Here is a 16127-nt window from a genome sequence, read left to right on the forward strand (position 1 = left end):
AGACAATTGGTCACATCCCCCCGTCCTGTCGGAACGGCAGGACGGGGGTCTGATAAAGCGGGCCGCACAGCTTGCCGGCCAAGCGGTGTGGCTAAACGCCGGTGGAGCCGAAACCGCCGGCGCCTCGCGCCGTCTGGGAGGTTTCCGTCACCTCGCTCACGATAACCTGGGTTACCGGCGCAATCACCATCTGCGCGATGCGCATACCGCGTTCGATGACAAAAACGTCCTGCCCCAGATTGGCGAGAATGACCTTCACTTCGCCACGATAATCGCTGTCCACCGTGCCGGGAGAGTTGAGGCAGGTGATGCCGTTCTTGATGGCGAGGCCGGAGCGGGGGCGGATTTGCGCCTCGTAGCCCTGCGGGACCTCGAAGATGAAACCGGTCGGGACCAGCGCGCGTTCACCCGGTTGCAGGGTCAGCGTTTCACCGGCGGGCACGGCAGCGCGCAGGTCCATGCCGGCGGCGCCACGGGTTTCGTAGGACGGCAATTCGAGGTCTGCGCCATTGGCGAGACGGACGAGACGGAGAAGGGGGCTATTGTCATTTTGAACGGTCATGCGGCATTAGTTTGCCGAGATCGCGGCAAGGTCAATTGCAAATGCGGGCCTGAAACGCTAGATAGCCCGCAATTCCACAGGATTTGTCAGATGGCCGAAACACTTGCCGAGGCGGTCTCCCGCCGCCGCACCTTTGCTATTATCGCGCACCCGGACGCGGGTAAGACCACGCTTACCGAAAAACTGCTGCTGTTCGGCGGAGCGATCCAGCTTGCCGGTGAAGTGAAGGCAAAGAAGGACCGCATCCAGACCCGTTCGGACTGGATGAAGATCGAGCGCGAGCGCGGCATTTCGGTCGTCACCTCGGTCATGACCTTCGAATATAACGACCGGGTCTTCAATATTCTCGATACGCCCGGCCACGAGGACTTTGCCGATGATACCTACCGCACGCTGACGGCGGTGGATGCGGCAATCATGGTCATCGACGCCGCCAAGGGTATCGAGCCGCGCACGCTGAAGCTCTTCGAAGTCTGCCGTATGCGCGATATCCCGATCATCACCTTCATCAACAAGATGGACCGCGAAAGCCGCGACCCCTTCGAGATTCTGGATGAGGTCGAGGAGAAGCTCGCGCTCGATACCGCGCCCATCACCTGGCCGGTCGGTCGCGCCAAAACCTTCTGCGGCGCCTATAATCTCGCCGAAAATACCTTCCGCGGCAACGATACCCAGGTTGACGGACTGCCGGTTAACGGTCCGCAGGCGGTTGCCGATCGCCTGCCGGAAAATGAACGGCAGCTTTTTGTCGAGGAAACGGAGCTTGCGCTGGAAGCCTGCCGTCCTTTCGACCGTCAGGCGTTTCTCGAAGGCCACATGACGCCGGTGTTCTTCGGTTCGGCGCTGCGCAATTTCGGTGTGCGTGACCTCATCAATGCGCTTGGCGATTTCGCGCCGCCGCCGCGCGATCAGGTGGCGGATACCCGCACCGTACATGCGGCTGAAGAGAAAATGACGGCCTTTGTCTTCAAGATTCAGGCCAATATGGATCCGAACCACCGCGACCGTATCGCTTTCGCCCGCATCTGCTCCGGCAAGCTGGAGCGTGGCATGAAGGCGCGGCTTGCTCGCACCGGCAAGCAGATGGGGCTGACCGCGCCGCAATTCTTCTTCGCCTCGCAGCGCCAGCTGGCCGATACCGCCTTTGCGGGTGACGTGGTGGGCATCCCGAACCACGGCACGCTGCGCATCGGCGATACGCTGACCGAAGGTGAAAATCTTGTTTTCCAGGGCGTTCCGAACTTCTCGCCGGAAATCCTGCGGCGCGTACGTCTTGAGGACGCCATGAAGGCGAAGAAGCTGAAAGAAGCCCTGCAGCAGATGGCGGAAGAGGGCGTTGTGCAGCTCTTTTCGCCGGAAGACGGCTCTCCCGCCATCGTCGGCGTCGTCGGCGCGCTGCAGCTCGATGTGTTGAAGGAGCGCCTGATGGGCGAATACGGCCTGCCGGTCTCCTTCGAAATGTCGCGTTTTTCGGTCTGCCGCTGGATTTCTTCCGATCAGCCGGCGGAAATGGACAAGTTCCTCAACGTCAAACGCGGCGATATCGCCCGCGATCTGGACGGCGATCCGGTGTTTCTGGCGCAGGACGCCTTCTCGCTACGTTACGAATCCGAGCGTTTTCCGGCGATCAAGATGGTCGCGATCAAGGAATATCACGTCGCCAAGGCGGCGTGATATCAGCCGGATTGCACTTTGAATGCCAAGGGCTTAGTTTCCCCTGAAACGGGAAACTGGTCCGGCATCATGACGCTTTCAGGCAAACATATTCTCCTCATCATCTCCGGCGGCATCGCGGCCTATAAGAGCCTTGATCTCATCCGCCGCCTGAAAGAGCGCGGCGCGAAGGTGACGCCAGTGATGACGAAGGGCGCGCAGGAATTCGTCACCCCGCTTGCCGTCGGCGCACTGTCCGCCACCCATGTCTTCACAGAGCTCTTTTCCCGACAGGATGAACAGGATGTGGGCCATATCAGGCTGGCGCGCGACTGCGACCTCGTGCTGGTGGCTCCCGCCACAGCCGATCTGATGGCGAAGATGGCGCACGGTCTGGCAGATGATCTTGCCTCCACGATTCTTCTTGCGACGGATCGCAAGGTGCTGGTGGCTCCGGCGATGAACCCGAAAATGTGGTCTGCCAAACCGACGGTACGAAATGTCGAAACGCTGAAAAAAGACGGGGTGTTTTTCATCGGACCCATGGTCGGTGAAATGGCAGAGAAGGGCGAGGCTGGTTTTGGCCGTATGGCCGAACCATTGCAGATCGTCGAAGCCGTCGCCGCATTGCTGGATGAGGGGCCAAAGCCCCTGAATGGCAAAACGGCGATCGTCACCTCCGGCCCCACGCACGAGCCGATCGATCCCGTGCGCTATATCGCCAACCGTTCCTCTGGCAAGCAGGGTCACGCCATTGCGGCGGCTCTGGCGGAGCTGGGAGCAAAGGTCACGCTGGTTTCCGGCCCCGTCACGATTGCGGATCCGGCAGGTGTTGAAACGGTGCATGTCGAGCGCGCCGAGGAGATGCGCGATGCGGTCATCTCGAGGCTGCCGGCGGATATCGCCGTCATGGTCGCCGCCGTCGCCGACTGGCGGGTGACGGGCTCATCGGAACAGAAGATCAAGAAGCAGCCGGGCGATGCGCCGCTGGCGCTGCAGCTGACGGAAAATCCCGATATTCTCAAAACCGTCGGCCATCATGAAAAGCGTCCGACGCTGGTGGTGGGTTTTGCCGCCGAAACGCAGGATATCGAGAAGAACGGCCGGGCGAAGCTGGAACGCAAGGGAGCGGATTATATCGTCGCTAACGATGTCTCGGCGCAAACCGGCATCATGGGCGGGGATCGCAACAGCGTGAAGATCATTTCAGCTGACGGTGTCGAGGCCTGGCCGGATCTCGACAAGACCGAAGTCGCAAAACGTCTGGCGGCACTGATCGCGGAGAAACTCGCATGAGCCTGTTCGATCGCAAGACATTCGACAGGGTGCTTGGCGAATGGCCGGGCGTCCGGTTCGTCGATCAATGGGATTCACATGTCGCCAAGGTGGGCGACAAGGTCTTTGCCGTGCTTGGCGAACGGGAGGACTGGCGGCTGGTGGTGAAATGCTCGGAAGAGAGCTTCGAAATATTGACCTCACTCGAGGGCATCGCTCAGGCGCCCTATTTTGCGAAACGCAAATGGGTGTCGATTGCCGATCATTCACCGCTCGAACAGGAGGAATTGGAGCACTATTTGCGCCGTTCCTACGAGCTTGTCGCCGCCGGCCTGACAAAAAAGCTGCGGGGCGAACTCGGCATCGTGATCGATACCGCGCCCCGTTTATAATTTACCGTCAGTTGACCTTCTTGTCCTTACCAATGATCTGGCGGACGCCTTCTTTGGTGAAGGGCTGCAGGAGCTGCGGCACAAACCCCTTTGCGATCTCACCCTTGATGCCGATATCGGTGGAAGAGGGCCGGTCGGGGTTGTGGTAGGATCCGAAAATGAGATCGAAGATGACGAGGTTTTCGCCGTAATTGGTGTTGCCTTCCGGAAGCTGCTTCGAATGGTGCCAGCGGTGCAGGCGCGGCGTGCTGAAGATATAATCGAGCAGCCCCGTTTTCATGTCGACATTGCAATGGGTCAAAATACCGATGAAGGCGGTCACGGCGCCCAGCCACCAGAAAACCTGAAGCGGCGCACCCATGAAATAAAGCGGAATCTGGCTGAGCGCGATCTTGAACAGGGAGTCGGCCACATGAAACCGACCTGTATTGACGACCCAGAGCCGCACGACGCTGTGATGCAGGGCATGGAACCGCCAGAAGAATACCGTTTCATGCGCAATGCGGTGGGCCCAGTAGAGACCGAATTCGGCAATCGTCACCGCAAGCGCGACCTGGACGATCATTGGCAAATGGGAAGGCCACAGGTCGAACCGCATCGCCGCCAGCGGCTGCAGAACATTCGCGGCTACCATCGGGAAGATTGCCGCGGCGGCGGCAGCGAGTTGTACGAGCCCCTTCGTCAGAAGCGTGTGACCGATGCTGTTGATGGTCTCACCATCCCCCTCAAGCCATTCGACTTCATAGGGAATATAGCGCTCGAGGAGAAACAGGCTGAGAACCGCGCCCGCATAAACGGCGAGAAAGGCTGCGATCGGATGACTGCTCGCAAAAGCGAAATAGGACCCGACGAGGCCGCCGACGAACACCAGTGGCCAGGAGGTATAGGAAAGGGCTGCTTTTAGTACTTGCGCTTTTGCCATCAAAATCAAATCCTGTCCGGCGTATCCGTCTCTACCATCGGCGCACTTCCGCGCAGGCTTCCGAGCAACCCTTATCCGCACCAATCACCTGTCTTGGCTAGAGATCAGACCCTTATCGCTCCAATGCATTACACAAACATGGCACATAGCGGTGCCGAAATGCTCAGCTCACCCTGATCGCAATATAGAGAAGCGTCAGCGCAATGACCCAGAGAGCGATCCGTCCCCATTTGGTGTGGCGCGCTTCCGCCTTGCCAATGGCTTCCGCCGTCTGCGCATCAAAACGCAGGCCGTTCTCGCTCATATACATCAATTCGGAATGCAGCTTTTCCGTCTTGGCGGCAATCTCCGGTGCTGCCTCGGCAAGCTTGAGGGCGGCTTTCACGCCATCCTTCAGATCGGTAACGACACGTTTCGGTCCGAGATTGTCCCTGATCCAGCCGCCAACGACCGGGTCTGCCGCCTTCCACATGTTGAAGCGCGGATTGAGCATGCGCGACACGCCTTCCACCACCACCATGGTCTTTTGCAGCATGACGAGTTCCGGCCGCGTCTCCATGTCGAAAAGCTCGGTCACTTCGAACAGCAGGGTCAAAAGCTTGCCCATGGAGATCGTCTCGGCCGGCTGGCCGTGGATCGGTTCTCCAATGGCGCGGATCGCCTGCGCGAAACTGGCTTTGTCGTGGTGGCCCGGCACATAACCGGCCTCGAAATGCACCTCAGCCACCCGCATATAGTCGCGGGTAATGAAGCCGTAGAGGATTTCGGCAAGGAAGCGGCGTTCCTTTTTGCCAAGGCGTCCGGCAATGCCCATATCGACGGCAACGATCTCGCCCTCCGCATCCACGAAGAGATTGCCGGGATGCATGTCGGCGTGGAAGAAGCCATCGCGCAGCGTATGCCGCAGGAAGGACTGGATCAGCGTATCGGCGAGCTTGTTCAGGTCGTGGCCGGCGGCCTTCAGGCCCTCGATATCCGACATCTTGACACCGTCAATCCATTCCATGGTGACGACATCGCGACCGGTGCGCTCCCAATCCACCTCCGGAACACGGAAACCCGGATCGTCCTTGGTATTTTCGGCAAGTTCGGAAAGGGCGGCGGCCTCTAACCGCAGATCCATCTCGATCTTGGTGGTCTGCTCCAGCGTGCGCGTCACCTCGACGGGGCGCAGGCGGCGGGCGGAGCGGACGAAACGCTGCTGCAGGTCGGCAATCAGATACATCGCCTCCAGATCGTTCTGGAAACGCTGGCGCACGCCGGGACGGATGACCTTGACGGCCATCTTGCGCGGCCCTTTTGGTGTATCCACCATTGCCGGGTGCACCTGGGCAATGGAAGCCGCGGCGATCGGATCGCCGAATTCCCTGTAGAGTTCAGACACCGACCGTCCGAGCGAGCCTTCGATATTGGCCTTCGCCGCAGCCGCCGGGAAAAAGGCCATGCGGTCCTGAAGGCTTGCGAGATCGTCGGCGAAGTCGGCGCCCACCACATCCGGCCGGGTGGCGAGAAACTGACCCATCTTCACATAGGAGGGCCCGAGCCGCTCCACAGCCACCGCCAGCCGGTCGCTGCGCTGCGCCCGTTTCGCCTTGCTGCGGGCGAATGGCTTCAGCAGCGCTTTCAATAATTGGGCGGGAGCAGGCAGGTCGTCGGACGGCAGGGCCAGCACGACGCCTTCGCGCACGAGAACCCAACCAACCCTTGCGAGGCGGAAATATGCGCCCAAAGTACTCATGCTTATGCTTGTCTCCTGCTTTTACCGGCCATGGTCTTAAAGCTTCCAGCCGGAATGCAGGGCGGCGATGCCGCCGGTGTAATTGGTGTAGGTCACGCGGGAGAAGCCGGCGGTGCGGATCATCGTCGCGAAATCCTCCTGATTGGGGAATTTGCGGATCGATTCGACCAGATATTGATAGGGCTCGGCATCACCCGTGATCATCTTGCCGAATTGCGGAATGGCGTTGAACGACCAGGCGTCATAAACACGGTCGAGCAGCGGCATATCGACTTCGGAAAATTCCAGCACCAGCAGCCGCCCGCCACGCTTCAAGACACGGTGTGCCTCTTTCAGCGCGACATCGATGCGCGGCACATTGCGAATGCCAAACGCGATCGTATAGGCGTCGAAACTATTCGCCTCGAAGGGCAGCTCCTCGGCATTGGCCTCCACGAAGGTCAGATTGTCGGAAAGCTTCTTTTTTGCCGCGCGCTCCTCGCCGACGGCCAGCATCGAGCCGTTGATATCGAGAACGGTGGCATGCGCCAGACGGTTGGAGGCTTCGATGATACGGAAGGCGATATCGCCGGTGCCGCCCGCAACGTCCAGAATCTTGTAGGACGGGTCCTTGCGCGGCGAAAGCGAAGAGACCATCGCGTCCTTCCACAGCCGGTGCAGGCCAGCCGACATTACGTCATTCATGATGTCGTAGCGCTTGGCCACCTTATGGAAGACCTCGTTGACCAGCCCCTGCTTTTTGCCTTCGTCCACCTTGTGGAAGCCATAGGACGTTTCCATGCCGCCTTGGGCAGTGGTACGGGCGTCGGTCATCGTCTGTCTCCATATTTATTGCGTGGCGGACCATAGCGGAAACGCCATGGCAACGCTATCTGTTGCCGCATCGCCTGGGCGCGACATTTCGCGTGCACTGTATAGACCACATGGTCCTAACGATAAACTGTCGGATAAGCCAGATGCCAGAATTGCCAGAAGTCGAAACCGTCAGACGTGGCCTTGCACCTGCTATGGAAGGGGCAAGGGTCCGCAGGCTGCATCTCGGCCGCCCGGATCTGCGCTTTCCTTTCCCGGAGGATTTCGCGGGGCTGATCGAGGGCAAGACGATCATATCGCTCGGACGAAGGGCGAAATATCTTCTCATCGAGTTGGAAGACGGGCTGACGATCGTTTCCCATCTCGGCATGTCCGGTTCGTTTCGTATCGAGGCGGAAACGGATGAGGCTGACAAGACGCCCGGCGCGTTTCATCACGCCCGCTCGAAGGACGGCAAGCACGACCATGTCGTCTTTCATCTCGATAAAGGAGAAGAGTGCGTCTGCGTCATCTATAATGATCCGCGCCGCTTTGGCTTCATGCATCTGGTGGAGCGCAACAAGCTCGATCTTTACCCGGCCTTTGCCGAGCTTGGCCCGGAGCCGACAGGTAATGCGCTGAGCGCGGATTATCTGGCGAGCCGGTTTGAGGGCAAAAGCCAGCCCCTGAAAAGCACGCTGCTGGACCAGAAGGTCATCGCGGGCCTCGGCAATATCTATGTCTGTGAGGCGCTGTGGCGCGCGCATCTTTCGCCCCTGCGGGCCGCGGGAACGCTGGTAACGAAAGGTGGCAAGCCCAAAGCACAACTCGCCGATCTGACGGAGAAAATCCGCGATGTCATCGCCGACGCCATCGCCGCCGGCGGGTCCTCATTACGAGACCATATACAGACGGACGGAACGCTCGGTTATTTCCAGCATTCCTTTTCGGTCTATGATCAGGAAGGCCAGCCTTGCCGGACACCCGGCTGCGGGGGTACGGTTGAAAGGGTGGTGCAGGCCGGTCGTTCGACCTTTTATTGCGCCGCCTGCCAGAAGTAACGCTGTCGGAGTAACGGAGAAGGGGAGACTGCCGTGGACTATGAAACGATACTGGTCGAGAAACGCGATGAGGTGGGTGTCATCACCCTCAACCGCCCCAAGGCGCTCAACGCTCTCAATTCGGTGCTTCTGAAAGAGCTGCGGCACATTCTGTCTTCGTTTTCCGCCGATGATTCCATCGGTGCGATCATTATTACCGGTTCGGAAAAGGCATTTGCTGCTGGCGCCGACATCAAGGAAATGCAGGGGCTGGATTTCGTCGATGCCTATGTCGGCGATTTTCTCGGCGGCTGGGACGAGGTTGCTGCCACCCGCAAGCCTGTTATCGCCGCCGTTTCCGGTTTTGCGCTCGGCGGCGGCTGCGAACTGGCGATGATGTGCGATTTCATCATCGCTTCTGATACGGCGAAGTTCGGCCAGCCGGAAATCACCCTCGGCGTCATTCCGGGCATGGGCGGCTCGCAGCGGCTGACACGGGCAGTCGGCAAGGCAAAGGCCATGGACCTGGTTCTGACCGGCCGCATGATGGATGCAGCAGAAGCCGAGCGCGCCGGTCTCGTGTCGCGTGTTGTGCCGGCTGCAAATCTGATGGACGAGGCGGTGGAGGCGGCTACCCGCATAGCTTCCCTGTCGCGTGCCTCCGTGCTCATGGCCAAGGAAAGCGTCAATCGTTCCTTCGAGGTGCCGCTTTCAGAAGGTCTGAGATTTGAAAGACGCTCCTTCCAGTCGCTCTTTGCCACGGCGGACCAGAAGGAGGGCATGGCCGCCTTCGTGGAAAAGCGCAAACCCGCTTTCCGGAATCGCTAAGGATTCGGAATATCGGCGCTTTTAAGCGTTTTGCGCGTTGACGGGCGTAAGCTTTAGCGGTATATGCCCGCCCACGGTTAAGGAAAGCCATCCGGCTTGTCCGAAATTACTCCCGCATTCTTGGGTTACGTGAGGTCTTCTAACGACCCGATCCTATGGTTGCGGAATTTGGTTTGAATTCGAAGAGAGGCATACATGGCCAATACAACTTCGGCGAAAAAGGCGACCCGCAAGATCGCTCGCCGTACCGCAGTCAACAAGGCTCGCCGTTCGCGCGTTCGCGGCTTCATCCGCAAGGTCGAGGAAGCCATCGCTTCCGGTGATCTGGCAGTCGCCACCGAAGCTCTGAAGGCAGCTCAGCCCGAGATCCAGCGCGCCGCCACCCGGGGCGTTCTGCACGGCAACACCGCATCCCGCAAGGTGTCGCGTCTCGCACAGCGCGTTAAGGCTCTTTCCGCCTAATCCGGCTAATCACAAATAATTATTCAAAAAGCCTGGTCTTTTGACCGGGCTTTTTGTGATTCTAACTGCCCGTTAACCATTGCTGCCGTAACGTGACAAACGCATGTCAGATGGACGACAGGAAATTTGCAGTAAAAACAATAACTTGCTGGAGGTCTCTGGAAAACTCAGGGGCTTTCTCTACGGAAGTCGCGGCTAGTTTTGAGTCAAGAAGATTTTTATTTTTTTGCCAAAATCCGCTCTTAAAAATTGCCAAAATTGAATCTCATTGATTCATAAGCGATTCTGCTTCGCACCCTGTCGGTGATGCAAAACGGCCTTTGCGAGTCAATGGCCGATCTGAGTTTTTGCAGAAAAAACGCCATTGATCTCTCCCCACGATCCTGCCTAAATGCATTTCAACAAGGGGTGCGGATCTCAGTCCACAGATTATCTCGATGATCGTATCGACGATATTCACCTTCTTGCTGACGGGTCTTTCGAGGTCCGTTTTTTCAGGTCATGGAGCTTTTTGTGCCGTTTCGGTCTCCGGAACGGGCGGGGGTTTTTTGTCCTCAAGAATGCGCCTTAAGGTTGTAGCGAAAGGAGCGTTTTTAGCGTGTCGCAGGCCTCTCCATGAGGGGGAGGGAAATGGGATAACCGGCTCGCAAACAAGTAGTCGCCTTTGGCGTTCTTTCGAGGGGAACGCTTGGGGGCAGAAATAAACGAGGGGGATCCCTGACGGTCGATCTTTGATCGTCAGGCTATGATTGGCAATTTGAAAGGCGGCAATATGCAATTGAATTTGGCGATGGGTGCGGTGGCTGATGGGGACCGCGCACCAAAGACGCGTGATGCAGCTTGCTCAGATGCGGCAGGGGACAAATCGGCTATGACGCACGATGCGCTGTTTGAACGTTTTAGCGCGCGGCTCAAGGCACAGGTTGGTCCGGAGGTCTATGCAAGCTGGTTCGCACGGCTCAAACTCCATACCGTTTCGAAAAGCGTCGTCCGTTTTACCGTTCCGACGACCTTTCTGAAGTCCTGGATCAACAACCGTTACATGGACCTGATCACCAACCTCGTCCAGAGCGAGGATCCGGATGTGCTGAAGGTGGAGATTCTGGTCCGCTCGGCCAGCCGCCCGATCCGTCCGGCTCAGACCGAGGAGAGGGTGCAGCCCGTTGCGGAGGTTGGTGCGGCTCCGCGGAACAAGTCCTTTATACCGTCGCAGCCCGCCACGCCTGCCGCGCAGCCCGCGACTTCGCAGGCGACCCTGCGTCAGGGCGGTTCCGGGCCGTTGTTCGGCTCGCCGCTCGACACACGTTTCACTTTCGATACCTTTGTTGAAGGCTCATCTAACCGCGTCGCGCTTGCGGCGGCAAAGACGATCGCCGAAGCCGGTGCCGGCGCCGTGCGCTTCAACCCGCTGTTCATCCATGCGGGTGTTGGTCTCGGCAAGACGCATCTTCTGCAGGCAATCGCCAATGCCGCCATCGACAGCCCGCGCAATCCGCGCGTGGTCTATCTGACAGCTGAATATTTCATGTGGCGTTTTGCGACCGCAATCCGCGACAACGATGCCCTGACGCTGAAGGACACGCTACGCAATATCGACCTGCTCGTCATCGACGACATGCAGTTCCTGCAGGGCAAGATGATCCAGCATGAATTCTGCCACCTGCTGAACATGCTGCTCGACAGCGCCAAGCAGGTCGTGGTCGCTGCTGACCGTGCGCCATGGGAGCTGGAATCGCTCGATCCGCGTGTCCGTTCCCGTCTTCAGGGCGGCATGGCGATCGAGATCGAAGGTCCCGATTACGACATGCGCTACGAAATGCTCAACCGCCGCCTCGGCTCGGCGCGTCAGGACGATCCGTCTTTCGAGATTTCGGACGAAATCCTGACCCACGTTGCCAAAAGCGTGACGGCGAGCGGACGTGAACTGGAAGGCGCCTTTAACCAGCTGATGTTCCGTCGCTCTTTTGAGCCGAACCTCTCGGTTGACCGTGTCGATGAACTGCTGTCACATCTCGTCGGGACGGGTGAGGCCAAGCGCGTGCGCATCGAGGATATTCAGCGCATCGTCGCCAAGCACTATAATGTGTCGCGGCAGGAACTGGTGTCCAACCGTCGCACCCGCGTCATCGTCAAGCCGCGCCAGATCGCCATGTATCTGGCCAAGATGCTGACGCCGCGTTCTTTCCCCGAGATCGGTCGCCGTTTCGGCGGTCGCGATCACACCACGGTTCTGCATGCCGTGCGCAAGATCGAGGAACTGATTTCCGGTGACACCAAGCTTGGCCATGAGGTTGAGCTGCTGAAGCGCCTGATCAACGAAAACAACGCATAAAAAGAAGCGGCCTTCGGGCCGCTTCAGTCCGTTGGCAAGCCGCTCTCGTATTCGATGTCGTCCTCGGGACTGTCCCGAGGATCCAATCACGTATGGTAAAATCAATAGGTTGCAGATGCTCGGGATTGGCCAGAGCATGATGAAGGCAAGTTTTCAGACTTCGTCATCACCCTCAAGCGGCTTTCGGGCCGCTTTTTTATTGGTGTTTCGAGGCGTGTCGATGCTGTGGATCAGCAGGCGAGGTCGGCCACCACGGCATCCAGAATAAGCATGCCTGAAGGGGTGCAGCGCAGGCGGGAATTGCCGAGCCTTTCCACGAAACCATGCTGCAGAAGGAATTCCTCCTTCTCCGGGTCGAGATCGCGGCCGGAAAGGTCGCTCCAGCGGGCGAGATCGATGCCCTCGCGCAGGCGAAGGCCCATCAGCAGCAATTCGTCGGCCTGTTCGTCGACGCCGAGCAGTTCCTGATCGACCATGCCGTGGCCTTCCCGCTCAACGGTTTCGAGCCAGTTTTCCGGGTGGCGTTCGGTGGCGGTGGCGAGCTTGGAAGCGCCTCTCGTCAGGCGTCCATGCGCGCCGGGGCCAATGCCGGCGTAGTCACCATAACGCCAATAGGTGAGGTTGTGGCGGCTTTCGGCGCCGGGCCGGGCATGGTTGGAAACCTCATAGGCCGGCATGCCGTAACGCTCGGTGATTTCCTGGGTTGCCTCATAAAGCACGGCCGAATGTTCGCCATCGGGCACGATGAGCTTGCCGGCCTTGTGCAGGCCGTAAAAGGGCGTGCCTTCCTCGATTGTCAACTGGTAGAGCGACAGATGGTCGACCGCGTAGGAGACAGCCTCCTTCAGCTCCGCGTCCCATTCGGCCACCGTCTGGTTCGGGCGGGCATAGATGAGATCGAAGGACATACGCGGAAAAATCTCCCGCGCCAGCCGAATGGCTTTCAAGGCATCGGCAACATCATGCAGGCGGCCGAGGAACTTCAGGTCCCGGTCGTTGAGCGCCTGCACGCCGAGTGAGACACGATTGACGCCCGCCGCGCGATAACCGCGAAAACGTTCCGCCTCGACGCTGGAGGGATTGGCCTCCATGGTGATCTCGATACCATCGGGCACATGCCAGAAGCGCGCGACGCCATTGAGAAGTGCGCCGACCGTCTGCGGGTCCATCAGTGATGGCGTGCCACCACCCATGAAGATGCTGGTCACAACGCGCGGGCCGCTCAGCGTCCGCATATGTTCCATTTCACGGAGAAAGGCAGCCGTAAACCGTTCCTGATCCACCGGGCGGTGGCGGACATGGCTGTTGAAATCGCAATAGGGACATTTGGCCGCGCAGAAAGGCCAATGCAGATAGATCCCGAAACCGGGATCGCCCGTATCCGGCAGAAGCGATGCGCCGGGGGCAGAAAGTTGATGCTCCCCGACCATCGGGTTCATGCCTCCAGGCAGGTTTCTACGAATTTCTTGAAGGCGCGGGCACGGTGCGACAGCGCAAAGGCATCGCCGTGTTTCCAGCCGTGTTTTTCATCCGAGCTCATCTCGCCGAATGTAGTGTCATAACCTTCGGGCTTAAAGATGGGATCATAACCGAAGCCGCTCGTTCCGCGCGGTGGCCAAACGACAGCGCCTTCCACCTCGCCACGGAAATATTCGACATGCCCGTCCGGCCAGGCAAGGCACAGCACACTGACAAAGCGGCCGGTGCGATCTTCCAGCTTCGATGCGCCACGCTCGGCAAGGGCATCCTCGACCTTCTGCATCGCCATGGCGAAGTCGCGGGTGCCGTCGGCCGTCTCCGCCCAATTGGCGGTATAGACGCCAGGCGCACCGTCAAGCGCGTCGATGACCAGACCGGAATCGTCGGACAAAGCCGGAAGACCGGATGCCTTTGCGGAGGCAAGCGCCTTGATGGCGGCATTTTCCTCGAAGGTGGTGCCCGTCTCGTCCGGCTCCGAGAAATTCAGCTCCGCCGCCGATTTGGCGGAGAAACCGAAAGGCCCGATCAGATCGGCGATTTCGGCGATCTTGCCCTTATTGTGGCTGGCGACGACGATCGTTCTGGTATCGAGCTTGCGCATCACGTTTTCCTGTCGGCTCAGGCGATGGCCTGTTTCTGAAGGGCGACCAGTTCGCTGCATCCGGCCTTGGCAAGACCGAGCAACGTCAGGAATTCTTCCTCGGAGAAGGGCGCGCCTTCCGCCGTTCCCTGAACCTCGACGATGCCGCCGGAACCGGTGATGACGAAATTTGCATCGGTCTCGGCGGAGGAATCCTCGAGATAGTCGAGATCGATCACCGGCTGGTTGGCGAAGATACCGCAGGAGATCGCCGCGATATGGTCCTTCAGAACCTTCTCGACCTTGATCATGTTGCGGGTTTCCATCCACTTCAGGCAATCGTGGAGCGCAATCCATGCGCCGGTGATGGAGGCCGTGCGGGTGCCGCCATCGGCCTGGATGACATCGCAGTCAATGCTGATCTGTCGTTCGCCGAGTGCCTGCAGATCAACAACGGCGCGCAGCGAGCGGCCGATGAGACGCTGGATTTCCTGGGTGCGGCCGCCCTGCTTGCCGGAAGCGGCTTCGCGCTTCATGCGCTCATGGGTGGAGCGCGGCAGCATGCCGTATTCGGCGGTGACCCAGCCCTTGCCGCTGTTGCGCAGCCATGGCGGCGTCTTTTCTTCCAGGCTTGCGGTGACGAGCACATGCGTGTCGCCGAATTTCACCAGACAGGAACCTTCGGCATGTTTCGAGAAATTGCGCTCGAAGGAAACCTTGCGCATCTGGTCGGTTTTTCTGCCTGAAGGCCGCATATGATCCACTCTCCATGTTGGTCCCTGCCTTCTAAGGCGCGCTCCGGGCTTTTGCAAAGCCAATTTCCATTTTGCCGCGGCGTTGCAACGCATTATATTGATGCGAGCTGGTTTGAACGACAAAGAACGGACGAAATGGGTTTTTCCGCACCGCTATCAAAAGATCAGGCATCATTGCTGGATGAACGGTCTCGGGAAATTTTCCGGCGCATCGTTGAAGGCTATCTCGATACGGGTGAGCCGCTCGGATCCCGCAGCCTGTCGCGGCTGTTGCCGATGTCGCTTTCGCCCGCCTCCGTCCGCAACGTCATGAGCGATCTTGAGGAACTCGGCCTCATCTATTCGCCGCATATCAGCGCCGGGCGCCTGCCCACCCAGACGGGGCTGCGCTTTTTCGTCGACGCCTTCATGCAGGTGGGTGATCTGCCCGCGGAAGAAAGGGCGAATATCGACCGTCAGATCGGGCCGGTCGCCGGCCACGAGCAGTCGTTGGAAGGGTTGTTGACCGAGGCAAGCCGCATGCTGTCAGGCATGTCGCGCGGCGCCGGCCTGGTGCTGACCGCCAAGAATGATGTCATCCTCAAACATGTGGAATTCATAAGGCTGGAGCCCACCAAGGCGCTCGCCGTGCTGGTCGGCGATCACAATCAGGTCGAAAACCGCATCATTGAATTGCCTGCCGGCATTTCGTCATCGCAATTGATCGAGGCGGCGAATTTCATCAATGCCCATCTGTCCGGCCAGACGCTGCAGGAATTGCGGACACAGTTCCAGAAGCAGCAGGCGGAACTGCAATCGGAACTCGGCACGCTGGCGCAGGATCTCATCGAGCGCGGTCTGGCCGTCTGGGCGGGTGACAATGAGGAGGGCAAGCTTGGCCGCCTCATCGTTCGCGGACGCTCCAACCTGCTGGAGGGTCTCGCCGGTGAAGAAGATATCGATCGGGTGCGCCTGCTGTTCGATGATCTGGAGCGCAAGGAAAACCTCATCGAAATCCTCAACCTCGCGGAAAGCGGCTCCGGGGTCAGGATTTTCATCGGCTCTGAAAACAAGCTGTTTTCGCTCTCCGGTTCTTCTCTGATCGTCGCGCCCTATCGCGATGAGGACAATCGCGTCGTGGGCGCGGTCGGCGTTATCGGCCCCACCAGGCTGAATTATGCCCGTATCGTGCCAATGGTGGATTATACTGCGCAGATCATGGCGCGCCTTTCCCGCAAGCAAAGATAGGACAAGCCCGCAAAGGTCAGAGAATGCGGCAAGCTTTTCGCCGCAAGCCTTGATTTTTGCCCGTCAAAGCTCGATATCGGGCGCAACCAA

15 protein-coding genes are annotated in these 16127 nt (G+C 59.1%); 8 read left to right on the forward strand and 7 right to left on the reverse strand.

Annotated features, from left to right (window positions below):
• Window positions 1–91: 91 nt before the first annotated feature.
• Window positions 92–562, reverse strand: coding sequence for a dUTP diphosphatase (gene dut / locus AC5I5B_RS12940; protein ID WP_111833755.1), 471 nt, complete (start codon window positions 560–562; stop codon window positions 92–94).
• 90 nt (window positions 563–652) lie between these two features.
• Between dut and AC5I5B_RS12945 the strand changes: the two genes are divergently transcribed.
• From AC5I5B_RS12945 to AC5I5B_RS12955, 3 genes are all read left to right on the forward strand, one after another.
• Entirely contained in the window at window positions 653–2236 is a 1584-nt protein-coding gene (locus AC5I5B_RS12945) for a peptide chain release factor 3 (protein WP_003503817.1), read from the forward strand.
• A gap of 69 nt (window positions 2237–2305) precedes the next feature.
• Window positions 2306–3511 (forward strand): bifunctional phosphopantothenoylcysteine decarboxylase/phosphopantothenate--cysteine ligase CoaBC, encoded by a 1206-nt coding sequence (gene coaBC / locus AC5I5B_RS12950; protein WP_003503815.1) that lies wholly within the window; start codon window positions 2306–2308, stop codon window positions 3509–3511.
• A complete protein-coding gene (locus AC5I5B_RS12955; RefSeq protein WP_111833754.1) occupies window positions 3508–3882 on the forward strand; it encodes an MmcQ/YjbR family DNA-binding protein in 375 nt (124 codons plus the stop codon). Before coaBC ends, AC5I5B_RS12955 begins: the two co-directional genes overlap by 4 nt.
• Window positions 3883–3889: 7 nt before the next feature.
• Here the strand turns inward: AC5I5B_RS12955 and olsE are convergent, their stop codons facing one another.
• The 3 genes from olsE to ubiE form a co-directional block, all read right to left on the reverse strand.
• Complete coding sequence (gene olsE, locus AC5I5B_RS12960; protein WP_003503811.1) at window positions 3890–4804, reverse strand: ornithine lipid hydroxylase OlsE; 915 nt, start codon at window positions 4802–4804, stop codon at window positions 3890–3892.
• 163 nt (window positions 4805–4967) lie between these two features.
• Window positions 4968–6542, reverse strand: coding sequence for a 2-polyprenylphenol 6-hydroxylase (gene ubiB / locus AC5I5B_RS12965; RefSeq protein WP_020811191.1), 1575 nt, complete (start codon window positions 6540–6542; stop codon window positions 4968–4970).
• Between the two features lie 36 nt (window positions 6543–6578).
• The gene (gene ubiE, locus AC5I5B_RS12970; RefSeq protein WP_003503808.1) at window positions 6579–7355 is read right to left on the reverse strand and encodes a bifunctional demethylmenaquinone methyltransferase/2-methoxy-6-polyprenyl-1,4-benzoquinol methylase UbiE; all 777 of its coding nucleotides are present in this window, start codon (window positions 7353–7355) and stop codon (window positions 6579–6581) included.
• A gap of 143 nt (window positions 7356–7498) precedes the next feature.
• Between ubiE and mutM the strand changes: the two genes are divergently transcribed.
• The 4 genes from mutM (at window position 7499) to dnaA (ending at window position 11996) form a co-directional block, all read left to right on the forward strand.
• Complete coding sequence (gene mutM / locus AC5I5B_RS12975; RefSeq protein WP_111833753.1) at window positions 7499–8395, forward strand: bifunctional DNA-formamidopyrimidine glycosylase/DNA-(apurinic or apyrimidinic site) lyase; 897 nt, start codon at window positions 7499–7501, stop codon at window positions 8393–8395.
• A 33-nt stretch (window positions 8396–8428) separates the two neighbouring features.
• Window positions 8429–9202 (forward strand): enoyl-CoA hydratase, encoded by a 774-nt coding sequence (locus tag AC5I5B_RS12980; protein ID WP_003503804.1) that lies wholly within the window; start codon window positions 8429–8431, stop codon window positions 9200–9202.
• Window positions 9203–9397: 195 nt separating this feature from the next.
• A complete protein-coding gene (gene rpsT / locus AC5I5B_RS12985) occupies window positions 9398–9664 on the forward strand; it encodes a 30S ribosomal protein S20 (protein WP_003493474.1) in 267 nt (88 codons plus the stop codon).
• An 871-nt stretch (window positions 9665–10535) separates the two neighbouring features.
• Complete coding sequence (dnaA, locus tag AC5I5B_RS12990; RefSeq protein WP_236775428.1) at window positions 10536–11996, forward strand: chromosomal replication initiator protein DnaA; 1461 nt, start codon at window positions 10536–10538, stop codon at window positions 11994–11996.
• 230 nt (window positions 11997–12226) lie between these two features.
• Here dnaA and hemW read toward each other — a convergent pair whose 3' ends face one another.
• Genes hemW through rph form a run of 3 tightly spaced genes read right to left on the reverse strand, consistent with a single transcriptional unit; the run spans window position 12227 to window position 14810 of the window.
• Window positions 12227–13426, reverse strand: coding sequence for a radical SAM family heme chaperone HemW (gene hemW, locus AC5I5B_RS12995; protein WP_111833822.1), 1200 nt, complete (start codon window positions 13424–13426; stop codon window positions 12227–12229).
• Between the two features lie 5 nt (window positions 13427–13431).
• Window positions 13432–14076, reverse strand: coding sequence for an RdgB/HAM1 family non-canonical purine NTP pyrophosphatase (gene rdgB, locus AC5I5B_RS13000; protein ID WP_003503799.1), 645 nt, complete (start codon window positions 14074–14076; stop codon window positions 13432–13434).
• A gap of 17 nt (window positions 14077–14093) precedes the next feature.
• Window positions 14094–14810: a ribonuclease PH gene (gene rph / locus AC5I5B_RS13005; RefSeq protein ID WP_003503798.1), complete on the reverse strand. Its 717-nt coding sequence runs from the start codon at window positions 14808–14810 to the stop codon at window positions 14094–14096.
• A gap of 135 nt (window positions 14811–14945) precedes the next feature.
• Here rph and hrcA point away from each other — a divergent pair, with 135 nt between their 5' ends.
• Window positions 14946–16037: a heat-inducible transcriptional repressor HrcA gene (gene hrcA, locus AC5I5B_RS13010; RefSeq protein ID WP_003503796.1), complete on the forward strand. Its 1092-nt coding sequence runs from the start codon at window positions 14946–14948 to the stop codon at window positions 16035–16037.
• The last annotated feature ends 90 nt before the right edge of the window (window positions 16038–16127 follow it).

This window comes from Agrobacterium sp. (assembly GCF_059499945.1).

What these genes read in the sequence shown, in the direction of transcription:
- dut (WP_111833755.1), bottom strand. Translation starts at nt 562, where the DNA reads ATGACCGTTCAAAATGACAATAGCCCCCTTCTCCGTCTCGTCCGTCTC.
- AC5I5B_RS12945 (WP_003503817.1), top strand. Translation starts at nt 653, where the DNA reads ATGGCCGAAACACTTGCCGAGGCGGTCTCCCGCCGCCGCACCTTTGCT.
- coaBC (WP_003503815.1), top strand. Translation starts at nt 2,306, where the DNA reads ATGACGCTTTCAGGCAAACATATTCTCCTCATCATCTCCGGCGGCATC.
- AC5I5B_RS12955 (WP_111833754.1), top strand. Translation starts at nt 3,508, where the DNA reads ATGAGCCTGTTCGATCGCAAGACATTCGACAGGGTGCTTGGCGAATGG.
- olsE (WP_003503811.1), bottom strand. Translation starts at nt 4,804, where the DNA reads ATGGCAAAAGCGCAAGTACTAAAAGCAGCCCTTTCCTATACCTCCTGG.
- ubiB (WP_020811191.1), bottom strand. Translation starts at nt 6,542, where the DNA reads ATGAGTACTTTGGGCGCATATTTCCGCCTCGCAAGGGTTGGTTGGGTT.
- ubiE (WP_003503808.1), bottom strand. Translation starts at nt 7,355, where the DNA reads ATGACCGACGCCCGTACCACTGCCCAAGGCGGCATGGAAACGTCCTAT.
- mutM (WP_111833753.1), top strand. Translation starts at nt 7,499, where the DNA reads ATGCCAGAATTGCCAGAAGTCGAAACCGTCAGACGTGGCCTTGCACCT.
- rpsT (WP_003493474.1), top strand. Translation starts at nt 9,398, where the DNA reads ATGGCCAATACAACTTCGGCGAAAAAGGCGACCCGCAAGATCGCTCGC.
- dnaA (WP_236775428.1), top strand. Translation starts at nt 10,536, where the DNA reads ATGACGCACGATGCGCTGTTTGAACGTTTTAGCGCGCGGCTCAAGGCA.
- hemW (WP_111833822.1), bottom strand. Translation starts at nt 13,426, where the DNA reads ATGGTCGGGGAGCATCAACTTTCTGCCCCCGGCGCATCGCTTCTGCCG.
- rdgB (WP_003503799.1), bottom strand. Translation starts at nt 14,076, where the DNA reads ATGCGCAAGCTCGATACCAGAACGATCGTCGTCGCCAGCCACAATAAG.
- rph (WP_003503798.1), bottom strand. Translation starts at nt 14,810, where the DNA reads ATGCGGCCTTCAGGCAGAAAAACCGACCAGATGCGCAAGGTTTCCTTC.
- hrcA (WP_003503796.1), top strand. Translation starts at nt 14,946, where the DNA reads ATGGGTTTTTCCGCACCGCTATCAAAAGATCAGGCATCATTGCTGGAT.